This window comes from Parafrankia sp. BMG5.11, assembly GCF_004337455.1.
The window spans coordinates 1-25,441 of record NZ_SJXI01000088.1; the positions used below are offsets into that span (position 1 = coordinate 1).

The 25,441-nt window shown below is 73.7% G+C and carries 16 protein-coding genes; 11 read left to right on the top strand and 5 right to left on the bottom strand.

The annotated features are described in order from the left end of the window. Nucleotides 1-130 precede the first annotated feature (130 nt). Nucleotides 131-1,630, bottom strand: a complete 1,500-nt coding sequence (locus E0504_RS42180; protein WP_131627161.1) for a type III PLP-dependent enzyme — start codon at nucleotides 1,628-1,630, stop codon at nucleotides 131-133. 366 nt (nucleotides 1,631-1,996) lie between these two features. Between E0504_RS42180 and E0504_RS42185 the strand changes: the two genes are divergently transcribed. From E0504_RS42185 to E0504_RS42210, 6 genes are read left to right on the top strand one after another with little or no spacing between them, the layout of a single operon-like run. Then, the gene (locus tag E0504_RS42185) at nucleotides 1,997-3,415 is read left to right on the top strand and encodes a diaminobutyrate--2-oxoglutarate transaminase family protein (RefSeq protein WP_071060041.1); all 1,419 of its coding nucleotides are present in this window, start codon (nucleotides 1,997-1,999) and stop codon (nucleotides 3,413-3,415) included. Next, on the top strand, nucleotides 3,412-4,869 hold the full coding sequence (locus E0504_RS42190; protein WP_112106980.1) for a pyridoxal-dependent decarboxylase: 1,458 nt from the start codon (nucleotides 3,412-3,414) through the stop codon (nucleotides 4,867-4,869). Before E0504_RS42185 ends, E0504_RS42190 begins: the two co-directional genes overlap by 4 nt. Before the next feature lie 56 nt (nucleotides 4,870-4,925). Further along, a complete protein-coding gene (locus E0504_RS42195) occupies nucleotides 4,926-6,641 on the top strand; it encodes an IucA/IucC family siderophore biosynthesis protein (protein ID WP_131627163.1) in 1,716 nt (571 codons plus the stop codon). Continuing rightward, nucleotides 6,641-8,056 carry a lysine N(6)-hydroxylase/L-ornithine N(5)-oxygenase family protein gene (locus E0504_RS42200; RefSeq protein WP_112106986.1) on the top strand — a complete coding sequence of 472 codons (1,416 nt, stop codon included), beginning with the start codon at nucleotides 6,641-6,643 and terminating at the stop codon, nucleotides 8,054-8,056. Before E0504_RS42195 ends, E0504_RS42200 begins: the two co-directional genes overlap by 1 nt. Next, nucleotides 8,053-9,903, top strand: coding sequence for an IucA/IucC family siderophore biosynthesis protein (locus E0504_RS42205; RefSeq protein ID WP_112106981.1), 1,851 nt, complete (start codon nucleotides 8,053-8,055; stop codon nucleotides 9,901-9,903). The genes E0504_RS42200 and E0504_RS42205 overlap by 4 nt, the downstream gene beginning before the upstream one ends. Further along, nucleotides 9,900-11,333: a glutamine synthetase family protein gene (locus tag E0504_RS42210; RefSeq protein ID WP_112106982.1), complete on the top strand. Its 1,434-nt coding sequence runs from the start codon at nucleotides 9,900-9,902 to the stop codon at nucleotides 11,331-11,333. The genes E0504_RS42205 and E0504_RS42210 overlap by 4 nt, the downstream gene beginning before the upstream one ends. On the opposite strand, the gene E0504_RS42215 is transcribed toward E0504_RS42210, so the two are convergent. Continuing rightward, a complete protein-coding gene (locus E0504_RS42215; RefSeq protein ID WP_112106983.1) occupies nucleotides 11,293-13,683 on the bottom strand; it encodes an MMPL family transporter in 2,391 nt (796 codons plus the stop codon). The genes E0504_RS42210 and E0504_RS42215 overlap by 41 nt on opposite strands. Before the next feature lie 117 nt (nucleotides 13,684-13,800). Between E0504_RS42215 and E0504_RS42220 the strand changes: the two genes are divergently transcribed. Beyond that, complete coding sequence (locus E0504_RS42220) at nucleotides 13,801-14,565, top strand: TetR/AcrR family transcriptional regulator (protein WP_112106984.1); 765 nt, start codon at nucleotides 13,801-13,803, stop codon at nucleotides 14,563-14,565. Nucleotides 14,566-14,661: 96 nt separating this feature from the next. Here E0504_RS42220 and E0504_RS42225 read toward each other — a convergent pair whose 3' ends face one another. Beyond that, nucleotides 14,662-15,732, bottom strand: a complete 1,071-nt coding sequence (locus E0504_RS42225) for a hypothetical protein (RefSeq protein ID WP_041253654.1) — start codon at nucleotides 15,730-15,732, stop codon at nucleotides 14,662-14,664. 478 nt (nucleotides 15,733-16,210) lie between these two features. Here E0504_RS42225 and E0504_RS42230 point away from each other — a divergent pair, with 478 nt between their 5' ends. The 4 genes from E0504_RS42230 (at nucleotide 16,211) to E0504_RS42245 (ending at nucleotide 23,915) form a co-directional block, all read left to right on the top strand. After that, a complete protein-coding gene (locus tag E0504_RS42230; RefSeq protein ID WP_112106987.1) occupies nucleotides 16,211-17,326 on the top strand; it encodes a cysteine--tRNA ligase in 1,116 nt (371 codons plus the stop codon). Between the two features lie 403 nt (nucleotides 17,327-17,729). Next, nucleotides 17,730-19,430 (top strand): diguanylate cyclase, encoded by a 1,701-nt coding sequence (locus E0504_RS42235; RefSeq protein WP_112106988.1) that lies wholly within the window; start codon nucleotides 17,730-17,732, stop codon nucleotides 19,428-19,430. 444 nt (nucleotides 19,431-19,874) lie between these two features. Beyond that, nucleotides 19,875-22,490 (top strand): MMPL family transporter, encoded by a 2,616-nt coding sequence (locus E0504_RS42240; protein ID WP_131627165.1) that lies wholly within the window; start codon nucleotides 19,875-19,877, stop codon nucleotides 22,488-22,490. A gap of 165 nt (nucleotides 22,491-22,655) precedes the next feature. Beyond that, nucleotides 22,656-23,915, top strand: a complete 1,260-nt coding sequence (locus E0504_RS42245) for a class I SAM-dependent methyltransferase (protein ID WP_112104565.1) — start codon at nucleotides 22,656-22,658, stop codon at nucleotides 23,913-23,915. 108 nt (nucleotides 23,916-24,023) lie between these two features. On the opposite strand, the gene E0504_RS42250 is transcribed toward E0504_RS42245, so the two are convergent. Next, nucleotides 24,024-24,476 (bottom strand): MaoC family dehydratase, encoded by a 453-nt coding sequence (locus tag E0504_RS42250; RefSeq protein ID WP_112104566.1) that lies wholly within the window; start codon nucleotides 24,474-24,476, stop codon nucleotides 24,024-24,026. Between the two features lie 58 nt (nucleotides 24,477-24,534). After that, the gene (locus E0504_RS42255; protein ID WP_020458300.1) at nucleotides 24,535-25,290 is read right to left on the bottom strand and encodes an FkbM family methyltransferase; all 756 of its coding nucleotides are present in this window, start codon (nucleotides 25,288-25,290) and stop codon (nucleotides 24,535-24,537) included. Between the last annotated feature and the right edge of the window lie 151 nt (nucleotides 25,291-25,441).

Consider the following 25,441-nt stretch of genomic DNA (forward strand, 5'->3'; position numbering starts at 1 on the left):
CGCCGCGCTCGCTACCACGGACAGCGCAAGAACCTGTTCGACCTACGCCGCACCGCCGTCGTCCACAACCTCCACGTAAGAGACAGCCATAGGAACGATCAACAGGCAGCCTGACTACCTGACCGGCGCTCTAGGTACCGCGCCGACCGGGAACCCCGGAGTTGAGTCCCGTACCCGTACCCGGCTGGTCCACGACGACGCGGTGGGCGCGCGGGTGGCCGAGGAACTCGTGCATCGCGAACTCGTAGCCGTAGGCGCCGGCCATCGGGAAGACGACGACATCCCCGGCGCGCAGCCGGTCGACGGTCACGTCGCGGGCGAGGGTGTCCTCGGGGGTGCACAGCTCCCCCACCACGGTCACCGGGCCCGCAGCCACCTCCGGCCGGGGCCAGCCGGGCAGCCAGTCGTCCCGCGGGACGACGGCGAAGTTGTGGACGATCTCCCAGGACGTCGGCAGCTGGAAGTGGTGGATGCCGCCGCGCAGGACCGCGAAGGCGCCGCCGTGGACCAGCTTGACGTCGGTCACCTCGGCCGCGTACCAGCCGCAGTCGGCCACCAGGGCCCGGCCGGGCTCGAAGACCACCCGGACCCCGGTCGGGGGACGCAACTGGTCCAGGCCGGCGCCGAAGACGTCCAGGTCGAAGGGCCGCTCGCCGAGCCGGTCGGGCTCGAAGGGCACCCCGAGGCCGCCGCCGACATCCACCACCCGCAGGTCGACATCGCCCAGGCGGGCCTGACGGACGGCGAAGTCCAGGCACCACCGCACATAGTCCAGGTGGGCGGTGGCATCGAGGTTCCCCGACACCGCGTGGACGTGGAAGCCGACCAGGTCGATCCACTGCAGCGAGCGGGCCAGCTCGACCGCCGCGGGCACGTCCCGCTCCTGGATTCCGAAAGCGGTCGGGCGCCCGCCCATCCGCAGCGAGCCGGAGAGGCCGACGCGGGCCGGGTTCACCCGCAGCGCGACGGCGGCCCGCCGCCCCGTCTCCGCCGCCACGGCGTCGATCCGCCGCAGCTCCAGCGGGCTCTCGGCGTTGACGACGTCGACCGCCGGCACCGCGCCCCCCGCCGGCACCGCGCCAAGGAGCGCACGCAGCAGGCTCACCGACTTGCCCGGCCCGGACGCCACCAGCCGCGCCCCGCCGGACGGGTGTTGCCCGGCCGCCCGCACCGCGCCCCGCTGCCGGGCACGCTCCACGGCCGCGGCGGCCAGGGCGAGCTCGTGCGCCGACGAGACCTCGAACCCATCGATGCCGGCACCGGCACCTGCGCCGTCGCCGCGCCCGGAACCGGAACCGGAACCGGTGCCGGTGCCGGTGCCGGTGCCGGCACGAGCGCCGCTCCCGGCACCCGCGGCGGTCCCGGCGTCGGTGTTCGCGGTTCCGGCGAGCAGGGCGTCGAGGATCGGGGGGAAGGCGTTCGCCTTGACCGCGAAGAGCAGCTCCGCCCAGTCGGGCAGGTGTCGGCGCAGCTCGGCGGCCCGTGCCGCGGCCACCGCCGGCGAGTAGAGGTAGCCGCCGATCTCTCCGCGCCGCGCGGGCCACTCCCGCAGGCACGCGAGCACCGCCGCCGGCAGCCGATCGGGGCCGAGCGCGCGCAGCGGCGCGGCGGAGATGGGGAGATCCAGCACGGCGCACCCTTCCGGCGCCCGTGCGCCCGTGACCAGGACCGCACCCGCTCGGCCCGGTTCCCGCGCGACGTCCGACGTCCCGACATGTGACGATGACGGGGTTGATGCGCAACGCGCAAGCCCGGCGACGTTACGAGCAGCTGCCACGGGCCGCCGAGGGTGACGTACGACCAACCGGAGGTCACCGGAAACGACCGTTTCCAGCCCTGGGCGATCGTAACCTTACGAAGGGCAACATTTTCGTACGGGTAACCGCGACCACGAGGGCAGCCGCGAGAGGAAGACCTCTGCTCGTTCACAGGCCGGGGATCGGGAATGAATTAAGTTAGCCTTCCTTGACCCGGCCCGTTCGAAGGGGAATCGCCCGTGACGACGATCTCGCCAGCCGATGTCGGCGTCGGCCCCGACGGCGCGGATCCCGCCGTGGCGCCGGCGATCCTGGCCCGGCAGGAGGCCCGCGAATCGGCCGCCCGCACCTACGCCCGCTCCCTGCCGATCGTGCCGGTCGAGGCGGCGGGCTGTTGGATCGTGGGTGCCGACGGACGACGCTACCTGGACTTCCTCGCCGGTGCCGGCACCCTGGCCGTCGGCCACAACCACCCGGTGGTCGTCGAGGAGATCGAGCGGGTCCTGCGCTCGGGTGCCCCGCTGCACGCCCTCGACATCGCCACCCCGGAGAAGGACGCGTTCACCGAGGAGCTGGTGGGCGACCTGCCGCCCGGGCTGCGGGAGGACCCGAAACTGCTGTTCTGCGGGCCGACCGGCGCGGACGCCGTCGAGGCGGCGCTGAAGCTGGCGCAGACGGTCACCGGGCACCACAACGTGCTCGCCTTCACCGGCGCCTACCACGGGATGACGTCCGGAGCCCTCGCCGTGACCGGCAAGGTCGCCGCGAAGGAGCCGCTGCCGGTCGCCGGGGCGGTCGTCCGGCTGCCGTTTCCCTACCCCTACCGCTGCCCGTTCGGGGTCGGCGGCGCGGCGAGCGCGGAGATCTCGGCCAGCTACGTCGAGCGGCTGCTCGACGACTCGTGCGGCGGGATCACCAGCCCGGCGGCGATGATCCTCGAGCCGGTGCAGGGCGAGGGCGGCGTGATCCCGGCGCCGGACACCTGGCTGCGCGCGATGCGCGAGCTCACCACTCGCCGCGGCATCCCGCTCATCCTGGACGAGGTGCAGACCGGGGTCGGGCGCACCGGCACGTTCTGGGCCTGTGAGCGCGCCGGGGTGGTGCCCGACATGCTCGTCATGTCCAAGGCGATCGGTGGCGGCCTGCCGCTGGCGGTCGTCGCCTACCGCGCCGAGCTGGACACCTGGGCTCCGGGCGCGCACGCCGGCACGTTCCGCGGCAACCAGCTCGCCATGGCCGCCGGGCGCGCCACACTCGAGCTCGTGCGGACGCAGGCCCTGGCCGAGCGCGCGGCCGCGGCCGGCGAGCGGCTGCTGACCGGCCTGGAGAGCATCGCCCGGGGCAAGCCGTTCATCGGCGACGTGCGCGGGCGGGGCCTGATGCTCGGGCTGGAGGTCGTCTCGGCCGAGGCGGCGCCGGACGAGATCGGCGCGCGCCCGGCGGACCCCCGCCTCGCCGCGGCGATCCGGTCCGAGTGCCTCGCCCGTGGTCTGATCATCGAGCTCGGCGGCCGGGACGACGCCGTCCTGCGGCTGCTGCCGCCGCTGACCGTCACCGACGAGGAGGCCGACCTCGCGTTGGAGATCCTCGCGGAGTCCGTTTCCGCGGCGACTGTCACCGCAGCGACTGCAACCGCGGCGACCGAGCAGGCGGGATGACCAGGCCGGGTCACCGCCCGGCCGACGAGTTGCGGGACCTGCTCGGCGTCGCCCTGGGCGCGCTCGACGCGGGCCGCCGCGACCGGGTCGGCCCGCTGCCGGCCGGCGGGCCGGTGGCCGTCCGGCGGGTGGCGCTGGCCGCGCTCGGCGGGGGGCGGCTGCTCACCGCGGCGGGCAGCGGCGAGGCCGCGGCTCTCGACGCCCTCACCCGCATGCTCTCGGCGGGCTCAGCCGACCCCGCCGACCCGTTCTGCGCGGCGCACCTGCACTGCCCGCCGCTGCCCGTCGCCGTAGCCGCCGATCTCGCGGTCAGCGCGCTCAACCCGTCGCTGGACTCCTGGGACCAGGCCCCGGCCGCGACGACGGTCGAGACGGAGGTCGTCGCCGCGCTGGCCGAGCTGGCCGGCCTGGACCCGGCGCGCGCGGTGGGCACGGTGACCACCGGCGGCACCGAGTCCAACCTGATGGGGCTGCTGATCGGCGCCCAGGGCCCCGGTGGTGGCGGCGGTGGCGGGCCGCGGGTCGCCGTCCTCTGCTCGGCGGCCGGCCACCATTCGGTGCGCCGCGGCGCCGAGCTGCTGGGGCTCGGCGAGGTGGTCACCGTCCCGGTCGACGGCGCGCACCGGATGGACGTCGGCGCGCTGCGGGCGGCGCTGGCCGGCCACGGCGGGCCCGCCCTCGTCGTCGCGACGGCGGGCACGACGGACGCGGGCGCCATCGACCCGCTGGGCGAGATCGCCGCGGCGGTGCGTGCGCACCCTGCACCCGGCTGGCTGCACGTGGACGCGGCCCACGGCGGCGGCGCCCTGTTCTCCCACCGGCTGTCCGGGCTGCTCGCCGGACTGGCCGAGGCCGACTCCATCGCCCTCGACCTGCACAAGCTGGGATGGCAACCGGCCCCCGCGGGGATCTTCCTCACCCCGTCCGGCCGCGGGTGGGAGCGGCTGGAGACCGAGGCCGCCTACCTCAACCCCGCCGACGAGACCGCCGCCGGCTACCCGAGCCTGCTGGGCCGGTCGCTTCGCACCACCCGCCGGCCGGACGCGTTCAAGATCGCCGTGACCCTGCGCGCGCTGGGCCGGGACAGGCTCGGCGCCCTGGTGGACGCCTGCCACCGCCTCGCCCGGCACGCCGCGGCCGTCATCGAGGCGGACCAGCGGCTCGCGCTCTCGGCACCGGTGACCCTCAGCACCGTGCTCTTCCGCTACGTCCACGACGTCCACGACCGGGAGACGGGAAGCCGGGAGGCGCTGGACCGGCTGAACGCGGCGATCCGGCTCCGGCTGCTCGCCGAGGGCGCGGCGGTCGTCGGGCGGACCACGGCCGGGGTGGACGGCGCCGTCCACCTCAAGCTGACGCTGCTGAACCCGGCCGCGACGCCGGCCGACGTCACCGCCCTGCTCGCCCTCGTCGCCGCGACCGGCGACCGGCTGGCCGCCGAGCCGGCGGCGTGACCGGCCCGAGCGGTCCCGCCGAGACGTCCGCGACGTCCGCGACGGCTCCGGCAGGCATGAGGACTCCGGTAGGCACGTGGGCTCCGGCGGACGCTGCGGACGAGGTCGTGACCGAGGTGCTGCTGCGCTGCTGGACCCGGGAGTTCGGGCCGCCGCCGGTCCCCGGTGGTGGGGAGCTGCGGCTGGCGCTGCCGTCCACCGGGCTCACTGTCGACGTCGCGCTGACCTACCGCTCCGCCACCGGCTGGCACCGTTTCGGCCGGCCGCGGCTGGGCGGCGCCCCGCTCGACGCCAGCCTGCTCGCCGCGCTCCTGATCCGCGAGGCCGCAGCCGCGACCGGAGCTGGAGCCGGGGGCGGGTCGCCGGCCGCGGCCACGCGGACGGCGCTGGCGCGCGTCCTCGACTCGGCCGAGTGGATCGCGCGCATCATCGCGTTCCCCCGCCGCGCGCCCGCCGAGCCCTTCCTCGCCGCGGAACGCGCCCTCGTCACCGGGCACCCGTTCCACCCCGCCGCCAAGAACCGGGGGGAGGCGCCCGAGGCCGAGTGCGCCCGGTACTCACCCGAGCTGGACGGCTCCTTCCCGCTGCACTGGTTCGCCGCGCATCCCGACATCGTCCGGCACGGCGGCCCGGACCCGTCCGCGCTGCTCGCGTCGCTGCGCGGCGGCGGCGGCCCGGCGCTACCGCCGGGGTACCGGGCGCTGCCGGCCCATCCCTGGCAGGCGCGGGCCGTCCCCGCCCGCCCGGAGGCCGCCAGCCTGCTCGCGGACGGCCGGCTGGTGGACCTCGGCCCGACCGGCCCGCCCTGGTTCCCGACGGCGTCCCTGCGCACCGTCTGGCGGCCGGACGCGCCGGTCATGCTCAAGCTCTCGCTGGGCATGCGGATCACCAACTCGCGGCGCGAGCTGCACCGCGACGAGCTCGATCTGGGCGCCGAGATGGCCAGGTACGCCCGGCTGGCCCTCGACGGGTGGCTGCGGGCCCGCCACCCGGCCTTCCGGCTCGTCCCGGAGCCGTCCTGGGCCGGGGTGCGGGCCGAGGGCCTGGAGTGCACTCTGCGGACGAACCCGTTCAGCGCGGGTGACCGCGTCGCGTGCGCCGCGGCGCTGGTGGCCGACCGGCCGGATCTGGAGCCGGGAGCTCCCGGGCGCTCTCGGCGGTCGATGCTCGCCGGGCTGATCAGCCGCCTGGCCGGATCAGCGCCCACCGGGCCGGTGGCCCGCGAGTGGTTCGCCCGCTACCTGCGGGTGCTCGTCATCCCGGTGCTCGACCTCTACCTGCGCCGCGGCGTCGGCCTGGAGGCCCACCTGCAGAACACCCTCGTCTCGCTGGACGAGCGGGGCTGGCCGATCGCCGGGTGGTACCGCGACAGCCAGGGCTACTACCTGGCCGCCTCGCACGCCGACGCCGCGCGGCGCGAGGTCCCCGGCCTCGGCGACGGCCTGCCCGCGGTGTTCGACGACGAGTTGGTCGAGCAGCGGGTCGTCTACTACGCCGTCGTGAACAACGCCCTCGCTGTCATCGGGGCGCTGGGCGCGGCGGGGATCGCCGACGAGCCCGACCTGCTGCGCGGCCTGCGGGACGCGCTCCTCGCGCTGCGCTCGGAGCTGCCCCGTCACGGCCTGCTTGACCAGCTGCTGGACTCGCCCACCCTGCCCTGCAAGGCCAACCTGCGGATGTGCGTGGACGGCCGGGACGAGTTGGTGGGACCGGTGGCGAGCCAGTCCGTCTACGTGGAGATTCCCAATCCGCTCGTGGAGGTCCGCCCGTGATGTCACCCTCCCCCGCCGCCGGGCCTGAGGCGTCCGCCGGCGCGCCCTACGACCTGCTCGGCGTGGGGCTGGGCCCGTTCAACCTGTCGCTGGCGGCGCTCGCCGACGGCGTGCCGGGGCTGCGAACGGCCTTCTTCGAGCGGCAGGACGCGTTCCGCTGGCATCCCGGGCTGCTGCTGGAGGGCACGTCGCTGCAGGTGCCGTTCCTGGCCGACCTGGTCACGCTGATCGACCCGACCAGCCGCTGGTCGTTCCTGTCCTACCTGCGCGAGCACGACCGGCTGTTCCGGTTCTACCTCTACGAACGCTTCCACCTGCCGCGCCGCGAGTACGACGACTACTGCCGCTGGGTGGCGCACGCCCTGGGGTCGGCGCGGTTCGGCTCCCGGGTCGACGCGGTGCGCTGGCATCCCGACGCCGCCCTGTTCCGGGTGACGGTCAGCCACGCCGGCGAGCCGGCCCCGGTGACCGTGACAGCGCGCAACCTGGTGCTCGGCGTGGGCACCGAGCCGGCCGTCCCGGAGGCCTTCGCCACCGTGGCCGACCCCCGGGTGTTCCACTCGGCCGACTACCTGGGACGTCGCGACCAGCTCGACGGCGCCCGGCACGTCACCGTCGTCGGCTCCGGGCAGTCCGGCGCCGAGGTGTTCCTCGACCTGCTCCGCTCGCAGCCCGGGACGGGGCACTCGCTGGCCTGGATCACCCGGACCAGGGCCTTCGCCCCCATGGAGTACTCCAAGCTGGGCCTGGAACAGTTCACTCCTGACCACGTCCGCTACTTTCACGGACTCGACCAGGAGACGAAGGACGCCGTCGTCCCCGGCCAGTGGCAGCTGTACAAGGGCGTCGACGCGCAGACCATCGCCGAGATCTACGACCTGCTCTACGAACGCAGCATCGGCGGCGCCGAGGCGGACGCCCTGCTGCTGCCGAACGTGTCGGTGAAAGGGGTGACCCACGGCGGCGGAGAGCTCAGCTACCGCCTGCGCTGCCGGCACCGGGACCAGCACCGGGAGTTCGCCGTCGACACCGACGCGGTCGTGCTGGCCACCGGCTACGCGGCCCGCCGGCCGGCGCTGCTCGACCCGGTGGCCGGGCTGCTCGACCTCGACGCCGGCGGCCGGTTCAAGGTCGACGAGCGGTACCGGGTCGCGACCGAGCCGGAGGTGAGCGGGCGGATCTACGTCCAGAACGCCGAGCTGCACACGCACGGTGTGGGCGCGCCCGACCTCGGGCTGGGGGCCTGGCGGGCGGCGGTCATCCTCGACGATCTCACCGGTGGCCGGGCGCACCGCCTGCCCCGCCCGGCCGCGTTCACCACCTTCGGCGCCCCGGCCCGGCCCCAGTCGCCCGGCGGGCCCGCCGCGGGCACCGCCCCGGCCCGGCCCGTCGAGGTCGGCGGAGCAGGCCGTTGACCACCGGGCTTCCCACAGCCGCCGCGGGGCGGTGGCGCGCTGCCGGGCTGGCGCTGCTCACCCGACTGATCGCGGAGCTCGCCTACGAGGAGCTGCTCGTCCCGCGGGCCGAGCCGGCGTCCCCGCCGCGCACCCCGCCGCCGGTCGGGCGCGGCGCGCCGGCGCCGTACCGGATCGAGTGCGGCCCCGTCACGTACACGTTCACCGCCCGGCGCGGCACGTTCGGCACCTGGTGGCCCGACCCGGCGACGCTGCGCCGCGACGGCGAGCCGGCCTGGGATCCGGCCCGGTTCCTGCTCGACACCCGGCAGGGCCTGGGCTGGTCCGGGGACGTCCTGACCGATGTCGTGCGCGAGGTGACGGCCACCCAGCGCGCCGACGCCGAGATCCTGCGGACGGCCCTGCCGGCCCGCGCGCTCGCCGACCTCTCCCACCTTGAGCTGGAGGGGCACCAGACCGGTCATCCCTGCATGATCGCGAACAAGGGGCGGCTCGGGTTCGACGCGGCCGACGCGGCGCGGTACGCCCCGGAGTCGCGCCGCCCGTTCCGGCTGCGCTGGGTGGCCGCCCACGCCGAGCTGGCGCGGCTCGTCACCGGCCCCGGGCTGGGCGCCACCGGGCTGCGTGAGGCCGAGCTCTCCGCCGCCACCAGAGCCGAGTTCGGCGCGGTCCTGCGCGCCGCGCTCGAGCCCACCGCCGGGGCGGACGCCGCCGCGTTGGCCGAGCGGTACGTGTGGCTGCCGGTGCACCCGTGGCAGTGGGAGAACGTGGTCGCGCCGATGTTCGCCGGCCCGCTCGCCACCGGGCAGCTGGTCGACCTCGGCGAGGCGCCCGACCGCTACCTGCCGTTGCAGTCCGTGCGCACGGTGGCGAACATCGACACCCCGGGCCGGCGCGACGTCAAGCTCGCGCTGATGATCCGGAACACGCTGGTGTGGCGCGGGATGTCCGCCGCGGACGCCACCGCCGGACCGGCCGTCTCGGCGTGGCTGGTGTCGCTCGCCCACGGTGATCCGGTGCTGCGGGCCACCGGCGTCGTCGTGCTGCCCGAGATCGCCGGAGCCACCGTCGCGCATCCCGCCTTCGACGCGGTGCCGGACGCCCCCTACCGGCTGCACGAGCTGCTCGGGGTGCTCTGGCGGGAGCCGGTCGCGTCCTTCCTGGCCCCCGACGAGCGGGCCCGGACGATGGCCTGCCTGCTCACCGTCGGCGCGGACGGCGAGTCGCTGGCCGCCGAGCTCGTCCGCCGCTCCGGGCTCGAGCCGGCGCGGTGGCTCGCCGCGCTGCTGGACGCGCTGCTCCCGCCGCTGCTGCACTACCTGTACGTGTACGGGGTGGCGTTCACCCCGCACGGCGAGAACGTGATCTGCGTGTTCGACGCCGGTGGGATCCCGCGGCGGATCGCGGTGAAGGACTTCGGCGCGGACATCGACCTCGTCGAGGGAGAGTTCCCCGAGCGGGCGGCGACGGACGGCGGCGCCGGCGCGCTGTGCCGCCACTGGCCGGGCCGGATGCTCGCCCACTCGGTGCTCTCGGCGGTGTTCGCCGGCCACTTCCGCTACTTCTCGGTGATCGCCGCCGACCATCTCGGCGTACCCGAGGAGGAGTTCTGGTCGCTCGTCCGCGGCGCCGTGGAGGACTACCAGGAGGCCCACCCGGAGTACGCCGAGCGGTTCGCCGCGGTCGACCTGCTGGCCCCGTCCTTCGAGCGGGTCTGCCTCAACCGGGAGCAGTTCGCCGGGGCGGGTTTCCACGACCGCTCCGGGCGGGACGCCCAGTTCGACGTCCTGCACGGCACGGTGGCGAACCCGCTGGTGCTCGCCCCACCGCGGCGGAGCCACGGGTGACCCCCGAACCGGACCACACCCGGGCCGACGGCACGCGGGCGGACCACACGGCGGCGGACCACACGGCGGAGCACCCGGGCCTGGCGACGCTGCTCGGTGACGTGGACGAGGTGATCGTCGCCGTGCCCGACCTGCAGGGCCGGCTGGTGGGGACCGGGCTGTCACCGGAGTACTTCCGCGAGGAGGTGCTGGGCGGCGACGGCCTGGGGGCGTGCGCGTACCTGCACGCCGTCGACGTGGAGATGGAGACCGGCCCCGGCTACGCCTACGACCCGTGGGAGGGCGGCTTCGGGGATCTGCGGCTCGTCCCGGACCTGTCGACGCTGGGGCACGCGCCGTGGCACCCGGAGTCCGCGATCGTGATCGCGGACGCGGTCTGGCCCGACGGGACGCCGGTGGACGTGGCGCCGCGGACCGTCCTGCGCCGGCAGCTGGACCGGCTGGCGGCACTGGGGCTGCGCGCGCTGGCCGGCACCGAGCTGGAGTTCCTCGTGTTCGAGGAGGCCTACCGCAAGGCCGCCCGGCGCGACTACGCCCGGCTCACCCCGGCCAGCTCCTACAACGTCGACTACGCGCTCGCCGGCACCGAACGGATGGACGATCTCGTCCGGTCGATCCGCCGGGCGATGGCCGCGGCGGGCGCACCGGTCGAGTCGGCGCGGGCCGAGGTCCACCCGGGCCAGTACGAGATCGTCTTCCGGTATGACGAGGCGCTGCGCACCTGCGACCGGCACGCGCTCTACAAGACGACCGCGAAGAAGATCGCGGGCGCGGCCGGGCGTGCCCTGACCTTCATGGCCAAGTACGACCAGGGTGAGGGCAACTCCTGCCACGTCCACCTCTCACTGCGCGCCGCCGACGACGGCTTCGTCCTCGCCGCCGGCGCGCCCGCTGACGGCGCCGGCCCGGACGCCGGGATGTCGGAGCTGATGCGGTGGTTCGTGGCCGGGCAGCTCGCCTGCATGGCCGAGCTCACCCTGCTCTACGCGCCCACCGTGAACTCCTACAAGCGGCTGGCGCCAGGCGGCTTCGCGCCGACCGGGATCTCCTGGGGCCTGGACAACCGCACCTGCGCGATCCGGGTCGTCGGGCGCGGCCGGTCGCTGCGCATCGAGCACCGGGTGCCCGGCGGCGACGCCAACCCCTACCTGGCGATCGCGGGCATGCTCGCCGCCGGGCTGCACGGCATCGAGAACCGGCTGCCGCTGCCGCCGCCGCGTGCGGGAAACGTCTTCGCCGCGCCGGACGTGCCGCGGCTGCCCGCCTCACTACGCGACGCGGCCCGGGCGTGGCGGGAGAGCGCCACGGCCCGGGCCGCGTTCGGCGAGCGGGTCGTCGACCATCTGGCGCACGCCGCCGACGTCGAGCTGTCCGGCTACGAGCGGACGGTCACCGACTGGGAGCGCCGGCGGGGCTTCGAACGCTACTGACTCCCTCGGCGGTGGGGCCCGCGCCGGAGCCCTCGCCGGAGCCCTCGCTGAGGCCGATCCGGGCGTGCAGCGCCCGCAGCGGCTTCGGCGCCCACCAGTTGACCTCCCCGGCGACCCGCATGAACGCCGGCACCAGCACCCCGCGGATCAGCGAGGCGTCCAGCAGGATCGCCAGCGCCGTGCCCAGGCCGAACATCTGCATGAACCGCACCGAGGACGTCCCGAAGGCGAGGAAGGTGACCGCGAGCAGCGCCGCGGCGGTCGTCACGAGGCGACCGGTGCGGGCGAGGCCGGCGGCGACCGCCTCGGTGTTCGACGCGCCCGCGTCGTGCTCCTCCTTGATCCGGGAGAGCAGGAAGACCTCGTAGTCCATGCTCAGGCCGAACGCGATGCAGAACAGCAGCACCGGCATGGACGTGTCCAGCGGGCCCGGGGTGAAGCCGAGCGCCCCGGAGAGATGACCGTCCTGGAAGATCCAGACAGCCACACCGAAGACGGCGGTCAGCGTCAGCCCGTTCATCACGATCGCCTTCAGCGGCAGCAGCACGCTGCCGGTGAACAGGAACAGCAGGACGAACGTGGCCAGCGCGATCAGGCCGATGGCCAGCGGGAGCCGGTCGCCGATGGTCGCCTTGCCGTCGACGAGCACCGCCGGCGGACCGCCGACCAGCGCCTGGGTGCCCGCCGGGGTGGCGGTGTGCCGGATCACGCCGACCAGCGCCTGGGCCTCGTCGGAGTGCGGCTCCACCGAGGACACCACCCGCAGGTAGGCGGCGTTCTCGGCCGCGTACCGCTCGGTGGTCGGGCCCGGTGGCACGACGACCCGCCCGTCGAGCACGATGCCCGCGGAGCTGTCGACCCGAGCCACGCCGTCGAGCCCGGACAGCTCCGTGGCGTAGTCGGCGATGCCCGGCGCACCGAGCCGCTCGGTCGGGCCGGTGAGGACGACGACGATCGCCCCGGCGTCGTTGGAGGAGAAGTCGTCGCGCAGGACGTCCCCGACGGCCCGGCTGGAGGCGTCCTCGCGCAGGACCCGGTCGTCCGGGGTGCCGAACTCGACGTGCAGGAACGGCGCGCCGAGCGCGAGGAGCAGGGCGACGACGGGCAGCCCGGTCAGCAGCGGGCGGCGCATGACGGTGGTGGCCACCCGCCGCCAGAACGGCGACTCGACGGCCTCCCGCGGCACCTCCCGCTCCGCCCCGGGCGCTCCCCCACCCGCCGCGGCGCTCGTGGCGGTCGGGACTCCCGCAACGGCCGAGGACTCACCCCGGCGGCGGCGCAGCCGTCCGATCAGGCCGCCGACGCGCAGCGCGTTCACCCGCGGGCCGAGCAGCATGAGCACGGCGGGCAGCGCCGTCACGGCGGTGATCACGGCGACCGCGGTGACGGCGATGCCCGCGTACGCCATCGACTTCAGGAAGTACGGCGGGAAGACCAGCATCACCGCGAGCGCGACGATCACCGTCGCGCCGCTGAACAGAATCGTGCGGCCGGCCGTGCGCACCGTGGTCGACACCGCCGTGGCCCGGTCGTGGCCCGCGGCGAGCTCCTCCCGGAACCGGCTGACCATGAGCAGCGCGTAGTCGATACCGAGGCCGAGACCGAGTGCCGTGGTCAGGTTCACGGCGAAGATCGACACGTCGGTCAGGCCACCGACGACCGACAGGAACGCGAAGCCGCCCAGGATGCCGACCAGCCCGATCCCCAGCGGCAGCAGCGCGGCGAGCAGACCGCCGAAGGCGATCACCAGCAGCACCATCGTGATCGGTATCGCGATGGACTCGGCCACGGCCAGGTCCGCGCCCACCTGGCCGTTGATGTCCTCCCCGACGGTCGCCGCGCCGCCGGGGCGGACGGTGACCGGGGAGTCGGCGTCGGGCCCGCCGGGCCGGCCGGCCTCGAAGAGGTCCTCGTACTTCGCGACGAGGTCGGACTCGTGGTCGTCGTCCACGCTGGCCAGGACCAGCGCGGCCCGGCCGTCGTCGGAGACCAGCGGCGAGGCCCCGGTCCAGTAGGACGACACGTTGGTCACCCCGGGCTGGGCGGCCAGCTCGGTGGCGAGGCGACGGCCGGCGTCGGCCACCGCGGGGGTGTCGACGGCCGGGGGGTCCGTGCCCGGGGCCCCGGCGCGGGCCGTGACGAGCAGGACGAGGTTCGGCTCCCCACCGAACTTCGTGTCGACGAGGTCGGCGGCCCGGCTGGAGTCGGAGGCGGGGTCGTCGAACCCCGCCGACTCGAGCTTGCCGAACGCGCCCATTCCCAGCACCCCGGCGCCCAGGAGCGCGGCAAGGGTTACCAGAAGCACAAGTCGTGGCCGGCGGGTGACTAGCTTGGCTACTGCCGTGAACACGGAACCCTCCCGAGAGAACCGATCGCTTGAGAGAACAGTGTTCGCAAACACCGGTCGCCGTCAAGACCCCTGTTCTCGAAAGTTGACACCGCTCACCACTGAGCCCAGCATGGCGCTGTGACAAGCACAGCCCCACGACGCGAACGAGTCCGCCAGGCGACGATCGAGGAGATCAAGGCGGCCGCCCACGCCCAGCTCGCCGAGCACGGCACCGCCGCACTCTCGCTGCGAGCCGTCGCCCGCGCGATGGGGATGACCCCGTCGGCGCTCTACCGGTACTTCGACAGCCGCGCCGCGCTGATCTCCGTGCTCGCCCAGGACGCGTACGCCTCGCTCGCCGACGCGCTCGAAGCCGCCTTCGCCACGGCGCCCACTGACGACCAGGCGGTGCGCTGGCTCCTCGTCGCCCGGGCCCACCGCCAGTGGGCGAAGGACAGCCCCACCGAGTACACGCTGATCTTCGGCCCGCAGCCGACCGACCTCACCGACCACAGCGAGGCGCTCATCAACGAGCTCGAGCGGTCCGTCGCGGTGATGTTCCGGTGCATGGCGGAGGCGATCGCGGCCGGCGACATCGACCCGTCCGTGCTGGAGGTCGAGCTGTCGCCCGGCCTGCGCGAGCAGTTGCTGGCCTGGGACTGCGCCGATCTCTCCCCGGCCGGGACGGCGGCCTGCATGTCGGTGTGGACCCAGTTGCACGGGCTGATCGCGCTGGAGCTGTTCGGGCACATGCCGGAACCGCTGGCCGGCAGCCAGGAGCTCTTCGACCAGCAGATGCTCGGCGCGCTGGACCGGGCCGGCCACCGGGCCCCGATCGACCACCACGCCGTGATCGCCCGCGCGGACGGTGCCACCGGGCCGGCCACCCCGGTGCGGGCCTGACCGCCGGGAGGCGACCAGGCCGGCACCGAGGCCGGCGTACTCAGGCCAGCCCGCTCAGGCCCGCGGGTTCACGCGGGCGCGCTCAGGCTGGAGGGGTCAGGCGGAGGCCCGCATCCGCCTACTCAGCGTGTCCAGTGCGACACGGCGAGCACTCTTGATCTCGGGCAGCCGGGCCTGGTAGGCCGACGACGTCGCGAGCGGCTGGTAGAAGCCCAGCCGCGGGACGAAGTCGATGTCGTCGTAACCCGGCGGTCGGTGCAGGGCGTACGTACGCCCCGGGAATAGGAGGTCGTAGTTGTCGGCAATCTGCCAGATGGCGACGTGCGGATCGACCCGGCGGCGTTGGAAGTACGCCTCGAGAACGTCGATTGTGAAACTGATCTCATGGAACTGCTTGACCAGGTTGTGGTAGTGCTGACCAACCTGATACTTGATCGGCAGCTCAACCTGGAGACAGTCCGAGTAGTCGAGAAGGTCGAGAGCCAGAACCTTCAGCGAGGTCTCCACCCCGTAGCCGCGGGAGAACGCGAGCGCCGCAAAGACGTCGGCGTCGATGACGAACTCCCCGATCAACGGCTGGATTGCCCGCGTGATGGACGGCACATAGCGCGCGAGTTGTTTCGAGAGCAGCGAGCGCAGCATCTCGGTCGTACGTCCGCCGGGTTGACCGTCCCCGGTGACCCTGCGCGAGCTTCCGTTCACGAAAAGCGGGGCGTTGCCAGCCGTCGCGGCGGCGGCGAGAACACCTACGGTGGCGGGATCGTAGCTTTCGAGGTCCGCGTCATGAAATATGAGGCGATTTCCGAACGCAAGGTAGGCGAGACTACGCATCGCACCCGCCTTGCCTCCGGTCGTGGCCGCCTCCCGCCCCGCGTGGAGCTCCAGGACGGACTGGCCGCGCACGACCCAGCTCGCGCCCGCCTCGGTCGCGATCCGGACGAGATCGTGCTCGTCTCCGTCCGAGGAGGGGTCCACTATGACCCCGATCTCGTCGAGGACACTGCGTTCCTGCATCCAGCGTTGCCGGTTGAGCGCGACGATGGTTCCCAGCGTCCGCGCCGCCTCAGGCCCGCGAGCGGGTATCAGCAGACTGAGCGTGACGCCTTTGTTGAGCTTGTCCACCTCGATCGCGTCGAGGTCGAGGGTGGTGGGTTCGAGCGTTCGCACGGACGCCCCTCTCTCGAGGCCTTTCTTGGTTACGACCAACCCCCCAGGCCGGTCACGCCCGCGCAGACGTGAGCGGCGGAACACATGGTGGTTCCCATACAGCACGAACCACCTGGGCGAAGCTTTCCGGGCAGACGTCCCCGGGTCAACAGGGCGTCCTTCCGGGCCCTGGGTCGTTACGACTTTCCTCGGCCGCCCACCGCGGGATCGACCGGCCCCCAGACCAACCGAACGGCGAGCCCCAAAGTATGGATGTTGCGCGACGAATCGTCACTCCCCCGGACGAGTCCCCTTGGTCATCCTCGTCACGCTCCTGCGGGTTGGCCCGTGTTCCCGCCATCCACGGGGGGTACGGAACGCCGGCCGGGTCCGCCCAGGGCGGATACCGACAGGTCTACCCGGGGGCGGTCCGGACGACGCCTGTGTCCGCCCGGCACCGCGGTGGCATGCTGAGGCGATGGATGTCGCACTGAACCCGATGCGCCCCGTGCTGCGGCTCGGCGGGGCGCCGCTGCCGGTGGTGGGCCGAGCCCGGGTCTACGTGTGCGGCATCACCCCGTACGCCGTCACCCACCTCGGCCACGCGGCCACCTATCTGTGGACGGACCTTGCGATCCGGGTGTGGCGCAACGTCGGGGTCCCGGTCGAGCTGGCCCGCAACATCACTGACGTCGACGACGCGATGTTCGACGAGGCCCGCCGGACCGGCCTGCCCTTCGACCAGATCGCGTCGCTGCAGCGGTTCGCCTTCGACCGCACGATGACCTCACTCGGCATCCGCCCACCCGACCACGAGCCGACCGCGCGCGCGGCCGTGACCCGGGTGATCGAGCTGGCGACGGCGCTGCTGCGTGCCGGCCACGCCTACGAGCGCGGCGGCAGCGTCTACGCCCGGACAGCCGAGGCCGCCGAACGCGCCGGCCTCGACCGGGCGGCCGCGATCGCCCTCGCCGCCGAGTACAACGACGACCCGCACGACCCCGAACGGGACGACCCACTCGACGTCGCCGTCTGGCGCGCCGCCCGGCCGGACGGCGGGTACCCGAGCTGGCCCAGCCCGTGGGGCCCCGGCCGGCCCGGCTGGCACGCCGAGTGCGCGGCGATGGTCCTGTCGACCTTCGGCTCCAGCGTGGACCTGCACGCCGGCGGCGCCGACCTGCGCTACCCCCACCACGCCGTGGAGGCGCTGCTCGCCGAGCGCGCCACCGGCGTGCAACCGTTCGCGCGGGCCTGGCTGCGGCCGGGGACCGTCCGTTCGGGCGGGGTCAAGATGTCCAAGTCGCTGGGCAACCTGACCTTCGTCGACGACCTGCTGACCAGGCACAGCCCGGCCGCGGTGCGGCTGCTCTGCCTGGTGCGCCCCCGGGACGACGACTGGGACTTCGACGAGGCGGCGTTCGACGAGGCCGAGGCCGGCCTGGACCTCCTCTACTCCGCAGCCAGCCGCCCCGGTGCCGTCCGGGACGCCTCCGCCACGGACGAGGTCGACGCCGCACTGCTCGACGATCTCGACACCGTCCGGGCCCGGGCCATCGCTCTGGACTCCGGCGGTGCCGCGGCCCGGCGGTTCATCTCCGTCCTCGGGCTCGCCTGAGGGGAGCCGGGCCTACCAGGCCCGGCCGGAAACGAACTCACAGGAACAAGAATCAGACAAAAGCTCACACCGCCCGTCAAACGAGCGTGTACGAAGAGCTACCATTCGATACGGTTCCGAAACGGGTCACGGGTCCGGACCCGCCAAGTCGAACCTCCCTGCCGGCTGACCCGACACGCGGAGCGACGGCGCGGCGCGCGTCCGCATCGCCATCGACGGGAGAAGCCCGCCCCCCGACCCGGGCCGGCACCCCGCGCACCCGCCACGCACGGACCCCGCACCCGCGGGCTCGGCGCCCCTGGAAACCGGCGCCCCGCACAGATCCGGCATTCGTATCGGAGACGCTGAACATGGCCCGGTCACTCCCGTCCGGCGCGCGGTGGCCGGCGACACCAGGTTCTCGGTGACGGCGGCCCGACCCACGGCGGGTGCGCCGGCCGACCGTGGCTGGGTCTGGTACCTGGCCGGCGGGCTGGTCCTCGTGGCCGCCTCGTGCGCGCTCCCGGCCGCCGGCGGGACGTCCGGGCCGCGCGTGGCGCTCTACCTGCTGGTCAGCGGCTCGGCGGTGGTGGCGGTCGCCGTGGGCAGGCGGCGCCACGGGCCGGCGGGCAGCCTGCCCTGGTGGTTGTTCGCCGCCGCCCAGGCGATCTCCGTGCTCGGCGACGCGATCCTCGCCGGCTCCCGCGACGGACCCGGCGCCGACGGCTTCCCCGGCATCGGGGACGCCTGCCACCTGGCCCGCTATCCCCTGCTGATGGCCGGCCTGATGATCCTCGCCCGGCGGCGGGGACGGCCGGGCGGCGTGGCCGGCGTCCTGGACAGCCTGATGATGGCCGTCGCCGGAGCGCTGGTCTCCTGGGTCTACCTGGTCGCCCCGCGACTGGCGCTTGATCAGTCCCCGCTGGTCAGCCTGGCCTCGGTGGCCTACCCGGTGGGCGATCTCGCCCTCTTCGCGGCGAGCCTGCGCCTGTTCTTCGACGGCGGCCGACGCCCACCGGCCTTCTACCTGCTCGCCGCCCACCTCGCCGCGGTCCTCGCCACCGACGCCCGCTATGTGCCGCGCCAGCTCGACGGCGACTACCGGGTCGGCGGTGAGCTGGACGTCCTCTGGTTGGCCACCGCACTGTTCCTCGGCGCGGCCGCGCTACACCCGAGCATGAGCCGCCTCGAGGTGGGTGGCACCCGCCCCGGCTCGGTGCTCTCCGTCCCCCGCCTGCTCGCGCTGACCGCCGCGGCGCTGGTGGCCCCGGTCGTGCTCGCGGTGCAGTGCGTGCGCGGGGAGACCAGCGGGCTGGTCGTCGTGGCGGTGGCCAGCGCGGCGATGTTCATTCTGATCATCTTCCGGATGGCGGGTCTGGTAGCCGACCAGCATCGAGCCGCGATCACCGACGTCCTGACCGGGCTGCACACCCGCCGGCACCTGGAAGGCGAGCTGTCCGCGGCGGTGGACCGCGCACTGCGCGACGGCACCCGGCTCGGCCTGTTCCTGGTCGACGTCGACCACTTCAAGGCGATCAACGACCGGTACGGTCATCTCGTCGGGGACGGCGTGCTCGTCGAGGTCGCCCACCGGCTACAGGCGGCGACCCGGCCCGGTGACGTCCTGGGTCGCTACGGCGGCGAGGAGTTCGCCGTGCTGGTCACGAACCTGCGCGAGACCGACCTCGCCACCGTCGGGGAGCGCCTGCGCCGCCAGGTCGGCAGCGAGCCGATCCGAATCAGCACCCGCACCGCCACAGACCATCCCACGCTGCCGGACGGCGGTCCGCCGAGCAGTGCGTCTACGGGCAGCGGCGGGCTGGAAGGCGGCGGGCTGGCCGGGTCGGCCCGGAGCGGGCCGACCGGTGGCGGGAACGCCGACGGTGTGGACACGGACGAGTCCGAGGTACGCGGGGAGCAGGTGATCGCGGTGACCGTCTCGGTCGGCGCGGCCGCCGTGCCCACCCACGCCGCCGACCCGTTCCACCTGTTCGGCGCCGCCGACGACGCGCTGTACACGGCGAAGAGCGCCGGGCGCGACCGGGTGGCCGTCAGCGGCCGTGCCCTCCCCCCGGCCGGCGGCGACGACCAGTTGGCGGTGAGCGGAGCCTCCGAAGCACTGTGACCCGACTCGGGCCACGGTCGATCCCGGGGTTCCGCGGAACCGCAGAGCGCCTACCGGGTGGCGGCAGAAGCCGCCGCACCGCAAGAGGCCGGGAGGCACTGGCGGGCGTCGTGTTCATGACATCGCGAGCGCGCGACGTGCCCGCATGCGTCCCGCCTCCCAGCAGGCGAGCCGATGTGGGCGATTCGCCCGATTACGGCGCATTCGGCGACATAGTGTTCGCGCAGGGTTCCTGCCCACCGTGCCATGGAAACCCCGCCTATCTTCCCACTGGTGCACGCGACCGCCGTGCACCACCCCCTCATCTATCACCATCTCGGCCATCGCCCACCCCGGCCGTCGCGTATCCCGGCCGGCGGAGACCTGGCGACTCGGCGGAGACGACGGCCCAGCAGGGGCGACGGCCGAGCGGAGACGACGGCCCAGCGGAGTCGAGGAGGACGGATGTCCCGGTTGCTGTACCGGATCGGCGCGGCCGCGGCCACCCGGCCGTGGCGGGTTGTCGGGATATGGCTTGCCGTGCTGGTGGCGGCCCTGGGGCTGGCCGCGGGCTCGGGGGGTCAGCCGCGCGACGACTACGACGCCCCGGGTACCGCCTCGCAGGTCGGCACCGACCTGCTGCGCCAGAGCTTCCCGACCCTGGCCGGCGCCGACGCGCGCGTCGTGCTGCACGGCACGAACAAGGCCCAGCTCGACCCGGCCATCCTGGCCAGCGTCGGTGCCCGGCTCGGCAAGGTGCCGTCCGCCATTGTCGCGAGCCCGCCGGAACTGTCCCGTGATGGTGACACCGCGCTGTTCACGGTGCACTATTCGAAGCCGGTCACCCAGCTCGGCGGGCGCGATGCCCTGGACGCCGTCTACGCGGCGGCCGCCCCGGCGAGTGACGCCGGGTTGCAGGTCGAGATCGGCGGCCAGATCTCGGAGAACCTCCAGTCGGTCGACGGCCGGGCCGAGGCGATCGGCGTGGGGGTCGCGCTGCTCATTCTCCTGATCGCCTTCGGCTCGGTGATCGCCGCCGGGGTGCCGATCGCGGTGGCGATGATCGGGCTGGGGGTCGGGGCCTCCGGCATCACCCTGATCGCGGCGACGACGACCGTCAGCACGATCGCCCCGACCCTCGCGTCGATGGTGGGGATCGGCGTCGGCATCGACTATGCGTTGCTCCTGGTCACCCGGCATGTCGAGGGGCTGCGGTCCGGCCTGTCGGTGGCGGAGGCGGCGGGGCGGGCGAACGCGACGGCCGGTATGTCGGTCGTCTTCGCCGGCCTCACCGTGATCGTCTCGCTGACGGGCCTGCGGCTGGTGGGTCTCAACACATACGTAACGACAGCCTTCACGACGGCGTCCGTTGTCATCGCGGTCGTCGCGGTCGCGGTCACCCTTGTTCCGGCATTGTGCGGTCTCGCGGACCTGCGGGTGCTGCGCCGCCGGGCGCACGCCGAGTTGTTCGTCGCCCGTTCCACGAGGCCGGCGGGCACCGGCTCGGCCCCCGGCGCTGACTCCGGCACCGGCTCGGACGCGACGCCGGCGAAGCCGAAGCGGACCCTGACCGCGCGGTGGGCCGCGAGCATCGGCGCTCGTCCCCGCCCGTGGGCGCTCGCCGCACTGATCTTCCTGCTGGCCCTCGGCGCACCCGTCCTGACCATGCGCACCTGGCCCCAGGACGCCGGCAGCGCGCCGACCGACGTCACCCAGCGGCGCGCCTACGACCTGATCTCCGCCGAGTACGGACCAGGCGAGAACGGCCCGCTGCTGCTGGCCGTCGACCTGCGGCAGCTGCCGGCGCCGGAGCTGCCGGGCCTGGTCGCGAAGGTCGCCGCGGTCCCGGGCGTCACGGCCGTCGAGCCGCCGGTGATCGCCCCGTCCGGGGAGGCCGCGGTGATCAGCGTGGTCCCGACGACCGGCCCGAGCGACAAGGCCGCGTCCGATCTGGTCGCCCGACTTCGCGCGGACGTGCTGCCGCCCGGCGTGTCCATCACCGGGACTACGGCGATCTTCGCCGATCTCTCCAGGCTGCTCTCGGAGCGGCTGTGGTGGGTGGTCGGCTTCGTCGTCGGGATGTCGGTGCTGCTGCTTACCGTCGTCTTCCGCTCGCCGGTCGTGGCGATCAAGGCGGCGGTGATGAACCTGCTCTCCATCGCGGCCGCCTACGGCGTTGTGACGGCGGTGTTCCAGTGGGGTTGGGGAACGGACCTGCTCGGCCTGCCGCACAGCGTCCCGATGTCGAGCTGGCTGCCGGTGCTGATGTTCACTGTCCTGTTCGGCCTGAGCATGGACTATGAGGTCTTCCTGCTCTCCCGGATCCGGGAGGACTGGGTCGCCACCGGCGACCCGCACGGCAGCATCGTCCGCGGGCTCGCCTCGACCGGCCGGGTGATCACCAGCGCCGCCCTCATCATGATCGCCGTCTTCTCGGGCTTCGCCCTGGACCCGGACGTGACCGTGAAGATGGTCGGCGTCGGGATGGCGGTCGCCGTCCTGGTCGACGCGACAGTGATCCGGATGGTGCTGGTCCCGGCCACGATGGCGCTGCTGGGCCGGGCGAACTGGTGGCTGCCCAGATGGGTCGACGTCCTGCTGCCGCGGGTGGACATCCACGGTGAGCGGTTCGCGAGCGCGACCACCGGCCTCGGCGGCGCGTCCGGGTCCGGGTCCGGGTCGACTGGGCCGTCCAGGTCGGGCGGGCCGAACGGGTCGGGCGGGCCGAACGGGTCGGGCGGGTCCGGTGGGTCGGGGAACTCGGGTGGGCCAGGTGGCCGGCCCGGGAGGTCCGCGAAGTCCGACAAGCTCGCCGCGGGGGGCGGGTCCACGGCCCTCGGCACGGCGGTTACGCCCAGTAAGTCCGAATCGTCCCGAAAGGCGGGGCCAGCCCGGGAGCGCGCGACCGCCCGGGAGACCGCCGCCGACGGCGGCGACGACGGCGACGGGCCCACCGATCCCGGGACGACCGACCACCTCCAGGGCTCTTCAGGCAGCGCGATGGCCGGTTCAGGCATCCCCGCACAGGTCTCGTCCGAACCGGTGGACCCGGGGGTGAAGGGCCGCGAACTTCAGCGGTGAAATTACATTTCTGCAGGTCAGAGCGGTTGACAATGCCCCGCCGCGGGACTTCGGACGCTCCACCGGCGGCCATCTGGGTGACGGAATGTGTCGTTCTGTCCTGGTTAGCTGAGACGCCAGAGACAGAACGCCGCCCAGGCGGCATGGCGGAAGAGGGCACGCGGCGTGGACGGGCTCACCATGGACGGGCTCACCGTGGACGGGGTCGCGATGTCGGCGATCACGATGGGTGGCTTCACCATCGAGGAAATCACTGTGGAGCGGATCCTGCCGCGTGGGCACCGGGGCCGGGACAACGCCCCGATAGAGATCCTGATCAGGGATGGCGGGGTCGAGATCTACCCGCCCTCCGCGGAGAACACCTACTTCGCCCCGCGGACGGAGCGCGACCGGCCGGCTGTACCCGCGGCACGCGAGTCGACAGAATACGAGACGGCGTACTACGAGCCGGCCCGTTTCGAGCCGGCAGAGCACCAGCTGACACAGCTCGAGCTGGCGGAGCACGAACCGGCGGACTATGCGCCGGTGGAACACGGATCGGCGGGTCCCGAGGTGGCGGAGTACGAACCGGCGGACGAGACGGACGAGGCGGGCGACCCGGCCGAGCAGGCCCACCCGGCCACGGTGTTCGACCGTGCGGCGTACGACTACGACGCCGACGTCCACGGTGTGCCGTTCTTCCGTCCGCTGGGCAAGACCCTGGTGGCCGCGGCCGGCATCTCCCCCGGGGAGAACGTGATCGACCTTGCCTGCGGGCGCGGCGCCGTGCTGTTCCCGGCCGCCGAGGCGACCGGGCCGGCCGGCTCCGTCCGGGCGTTCGACCTGGCGCCGACCATGGTCGAGCTGACCGCGGCCGACGTCGCGGCCCGTCAGCTGCCGTGGGTCGACGTCACGATCGCCGACGCGATGGACCCGCCCGTCGAGCCGGGCTCGGTCGATGTCGTCCTCTGCGGGATGGGCCTGTTCCTGCTGCCCGACCCGGTGGCGGCGCTCGCCCGGTGGCGCGGCGTCCTGCGGCCCGGCGGGCGGCTGGCCGTGACCGTCTTCGGGCCGGCGGACCCGCTGTGGGACCGTCCCGACTACCCGCTGCGGCTGGCGACCTCGGTCGGTGCGGCCGAGCGCCGGCCGGGGCACGCCATCCTGGCGGAGGGCGCGCTCGCCGACGCGCTCACCGCGACCGGTTTCACCCTCACCCGGGACGAGCTGGTCGCCACCGATCTCGTGTTCCGCGATGTGGCCCACTGGTGGCGCTGGGCCTGGGGGACGGCGCTGCGGTCCATGCTGGAGAAGGTCTCCGACGCCGAGGGCCCGGCGATGATCGAGGAGTTGACCCGGTGGCACGCCCCGTCCACCGACGCGGGCGGCCTGCACTGGCGCCCGACGATCCGCGTCGTCACCGCGGTCGTGACCGACCCGTCCGCCTGAGCCCGACGCTGACGGGCAGCCGTCAGGCCGGTGGCGGGCCCGGCGGGAGCCGGCCGCAGAACAGACAGCAGTCCGGGTGCAGTCCGGTCAGTCCGGTCAGTCCGGGTGTCAGACCAGGTAACGGGCGACGAACTCGGCGACACAGGCCGGCTTGGCCGCGCCCTCCAGCTCGATGGTGAGCTGGTTGACCGCCTGGGCGCCGCCGGGGATCTCCTCGACCGAGATGTTGCGGAGCGTCCCGCGGACCCGGGAGCCGACCGGGACCGGCTGTGGGAAGCGAACCTTGTTCAGGCCGTAGTTCAGCGCCATGGTGATGCCGGTGACCTGCGCGATCTCCGCGACCATCACCGGCAGCAGCGACAGGGTGAGATAGCCGTGCGCGATCGTCGTCTTGAACGGCCCGTTTTTGGCCTTCTCGACGTCGGTGTGGATCCACTGCCAGTCGCCCGTCGCCGCGGCGAAGGTGTTGATCTGATCCTGGGTCACCGTGAGCCAGGAGCTGGTTCCCAGCTCCTGGCCCTGGACCCGCTTCAGCTCGTCGATGCCGTCGATCGTCGCCACCCGGCGAGTATCCCGGAGCGGGCGCCGACGCGCTCGGCTTCGCCCCGCGACCGCCCGATCAGGCGTGCGCGACGAAGTTGAAGCGGTTGCCGTTGTCGAACGTCTTGCGGAACGTGCCAAGGGTGTAGGGGCCGGTGCCGTCCATGTCGAAGATGCGCAGGCCGAGATCGCCGTCCACGAGGCGGTACATGTCCTCGGCGGTGGTCCCGTACTTCCGCGCGGCGGCGCCGAACTCGAAGATCACATAGGGGCGGTTCGCGGAGAGCAGCTTCTCGCCGCCCTTGAGCACGCCGTACTCCGCACCCTCGACGTCGATCTTGATCAGGTCGAGCCGGTGGTCGGGGGGGAGCGTCTCGTCGAGCACCTCGACGACGACCTCGATCTGCTCGACCTCCTCGGCGCCGTCCGGCGTCCGCTGGAGCAGGCCGCTGTACGCGGGCCGGCTGCGGACGTAGGCGAACGGGCTCACCCCGGCCTTCTCGGCGAGCGCGGCCTGCTTGAGCGTGACGGTCGGGAACTCCAGGCACAGGTACTCGAACAGGTGCGGCAGCGGCTCGTAGCCGATGTGCTCGCCGCGCGGGGCGTGCAGCACGATCGACTTGAGCACGTCACCGCGGTGGGCGCCGACGTCGATGCAGTTCGAGTCCTCCTGCAGGACGAAGGACAGCAGGAGCGCGAGGTGGCGGTCGTCGACCGCGTTGCGCCGGGCGCTGGGGAGCACGGTGCGGCGGACCAGCTTCAGCGCCGGACCCAGGCCCAGCTCGACCGCGGTCTGGCGCAGCTGGCCGAGTTGCTTGTTCATCTGCTCCTGCATCGCGGAAAGTCCCCTTCGCGAGCCATCGGTCCGGGTGCCGGCCGACCGCCAGCTCCGCTGGCCGTGGGGCCCCGCCCGTCCGGCTGGTTGTCCAGGAGTGCGGCGTCCGTGGTGCAACACCACGCCGGCCGCACTTTGGTGCCGTCGCGCT

Coding starts and splice junctions, on each gene's coding strand:
- E0504_RS42190 (WP_112106980.1), top strand. CDS start 3,412: ATGACCAGGCCGGGTCACCGCCCGGCCGACGAGTTGCGGGACCTGCTC.
- E0504_RS42195 (WP_131627163.1), top strand. CDS start 4,926: ATGAGGACTCCGGTAGGCACGTGGGCTCCGGCGGACGCTGCGGACGAG.
- E0504_RS42200 (WP_112106986.1), top strand. CDS start 6,641: ATGTCACCCTCCCCCGCCGCCGGGCCTGAGGCGTCCGCCGGCGCGCCC.
- E0504_RS42230 (WP_112106987.1), top strand. CDS start 16,211: ATGCGCCCCGTGCTGCGGCTCGGCGGGGCGCCGCTGCCGGTGGTGGGC.
- E0504_RS42240 (WP_131627165.1), top strand. CDS start 19,875: ATGTCCCGGTTGCTGTACCGGATCGGCGCGGCCGCGGCCACCCGGCCG.
- E0504_RS42255 (WP_020458300.1), bottom strand. CDS start 25,290: ATGCAGGAGCAGATGAACAAGCAACTCGGCCAGCTGCGCCAGACCGCG.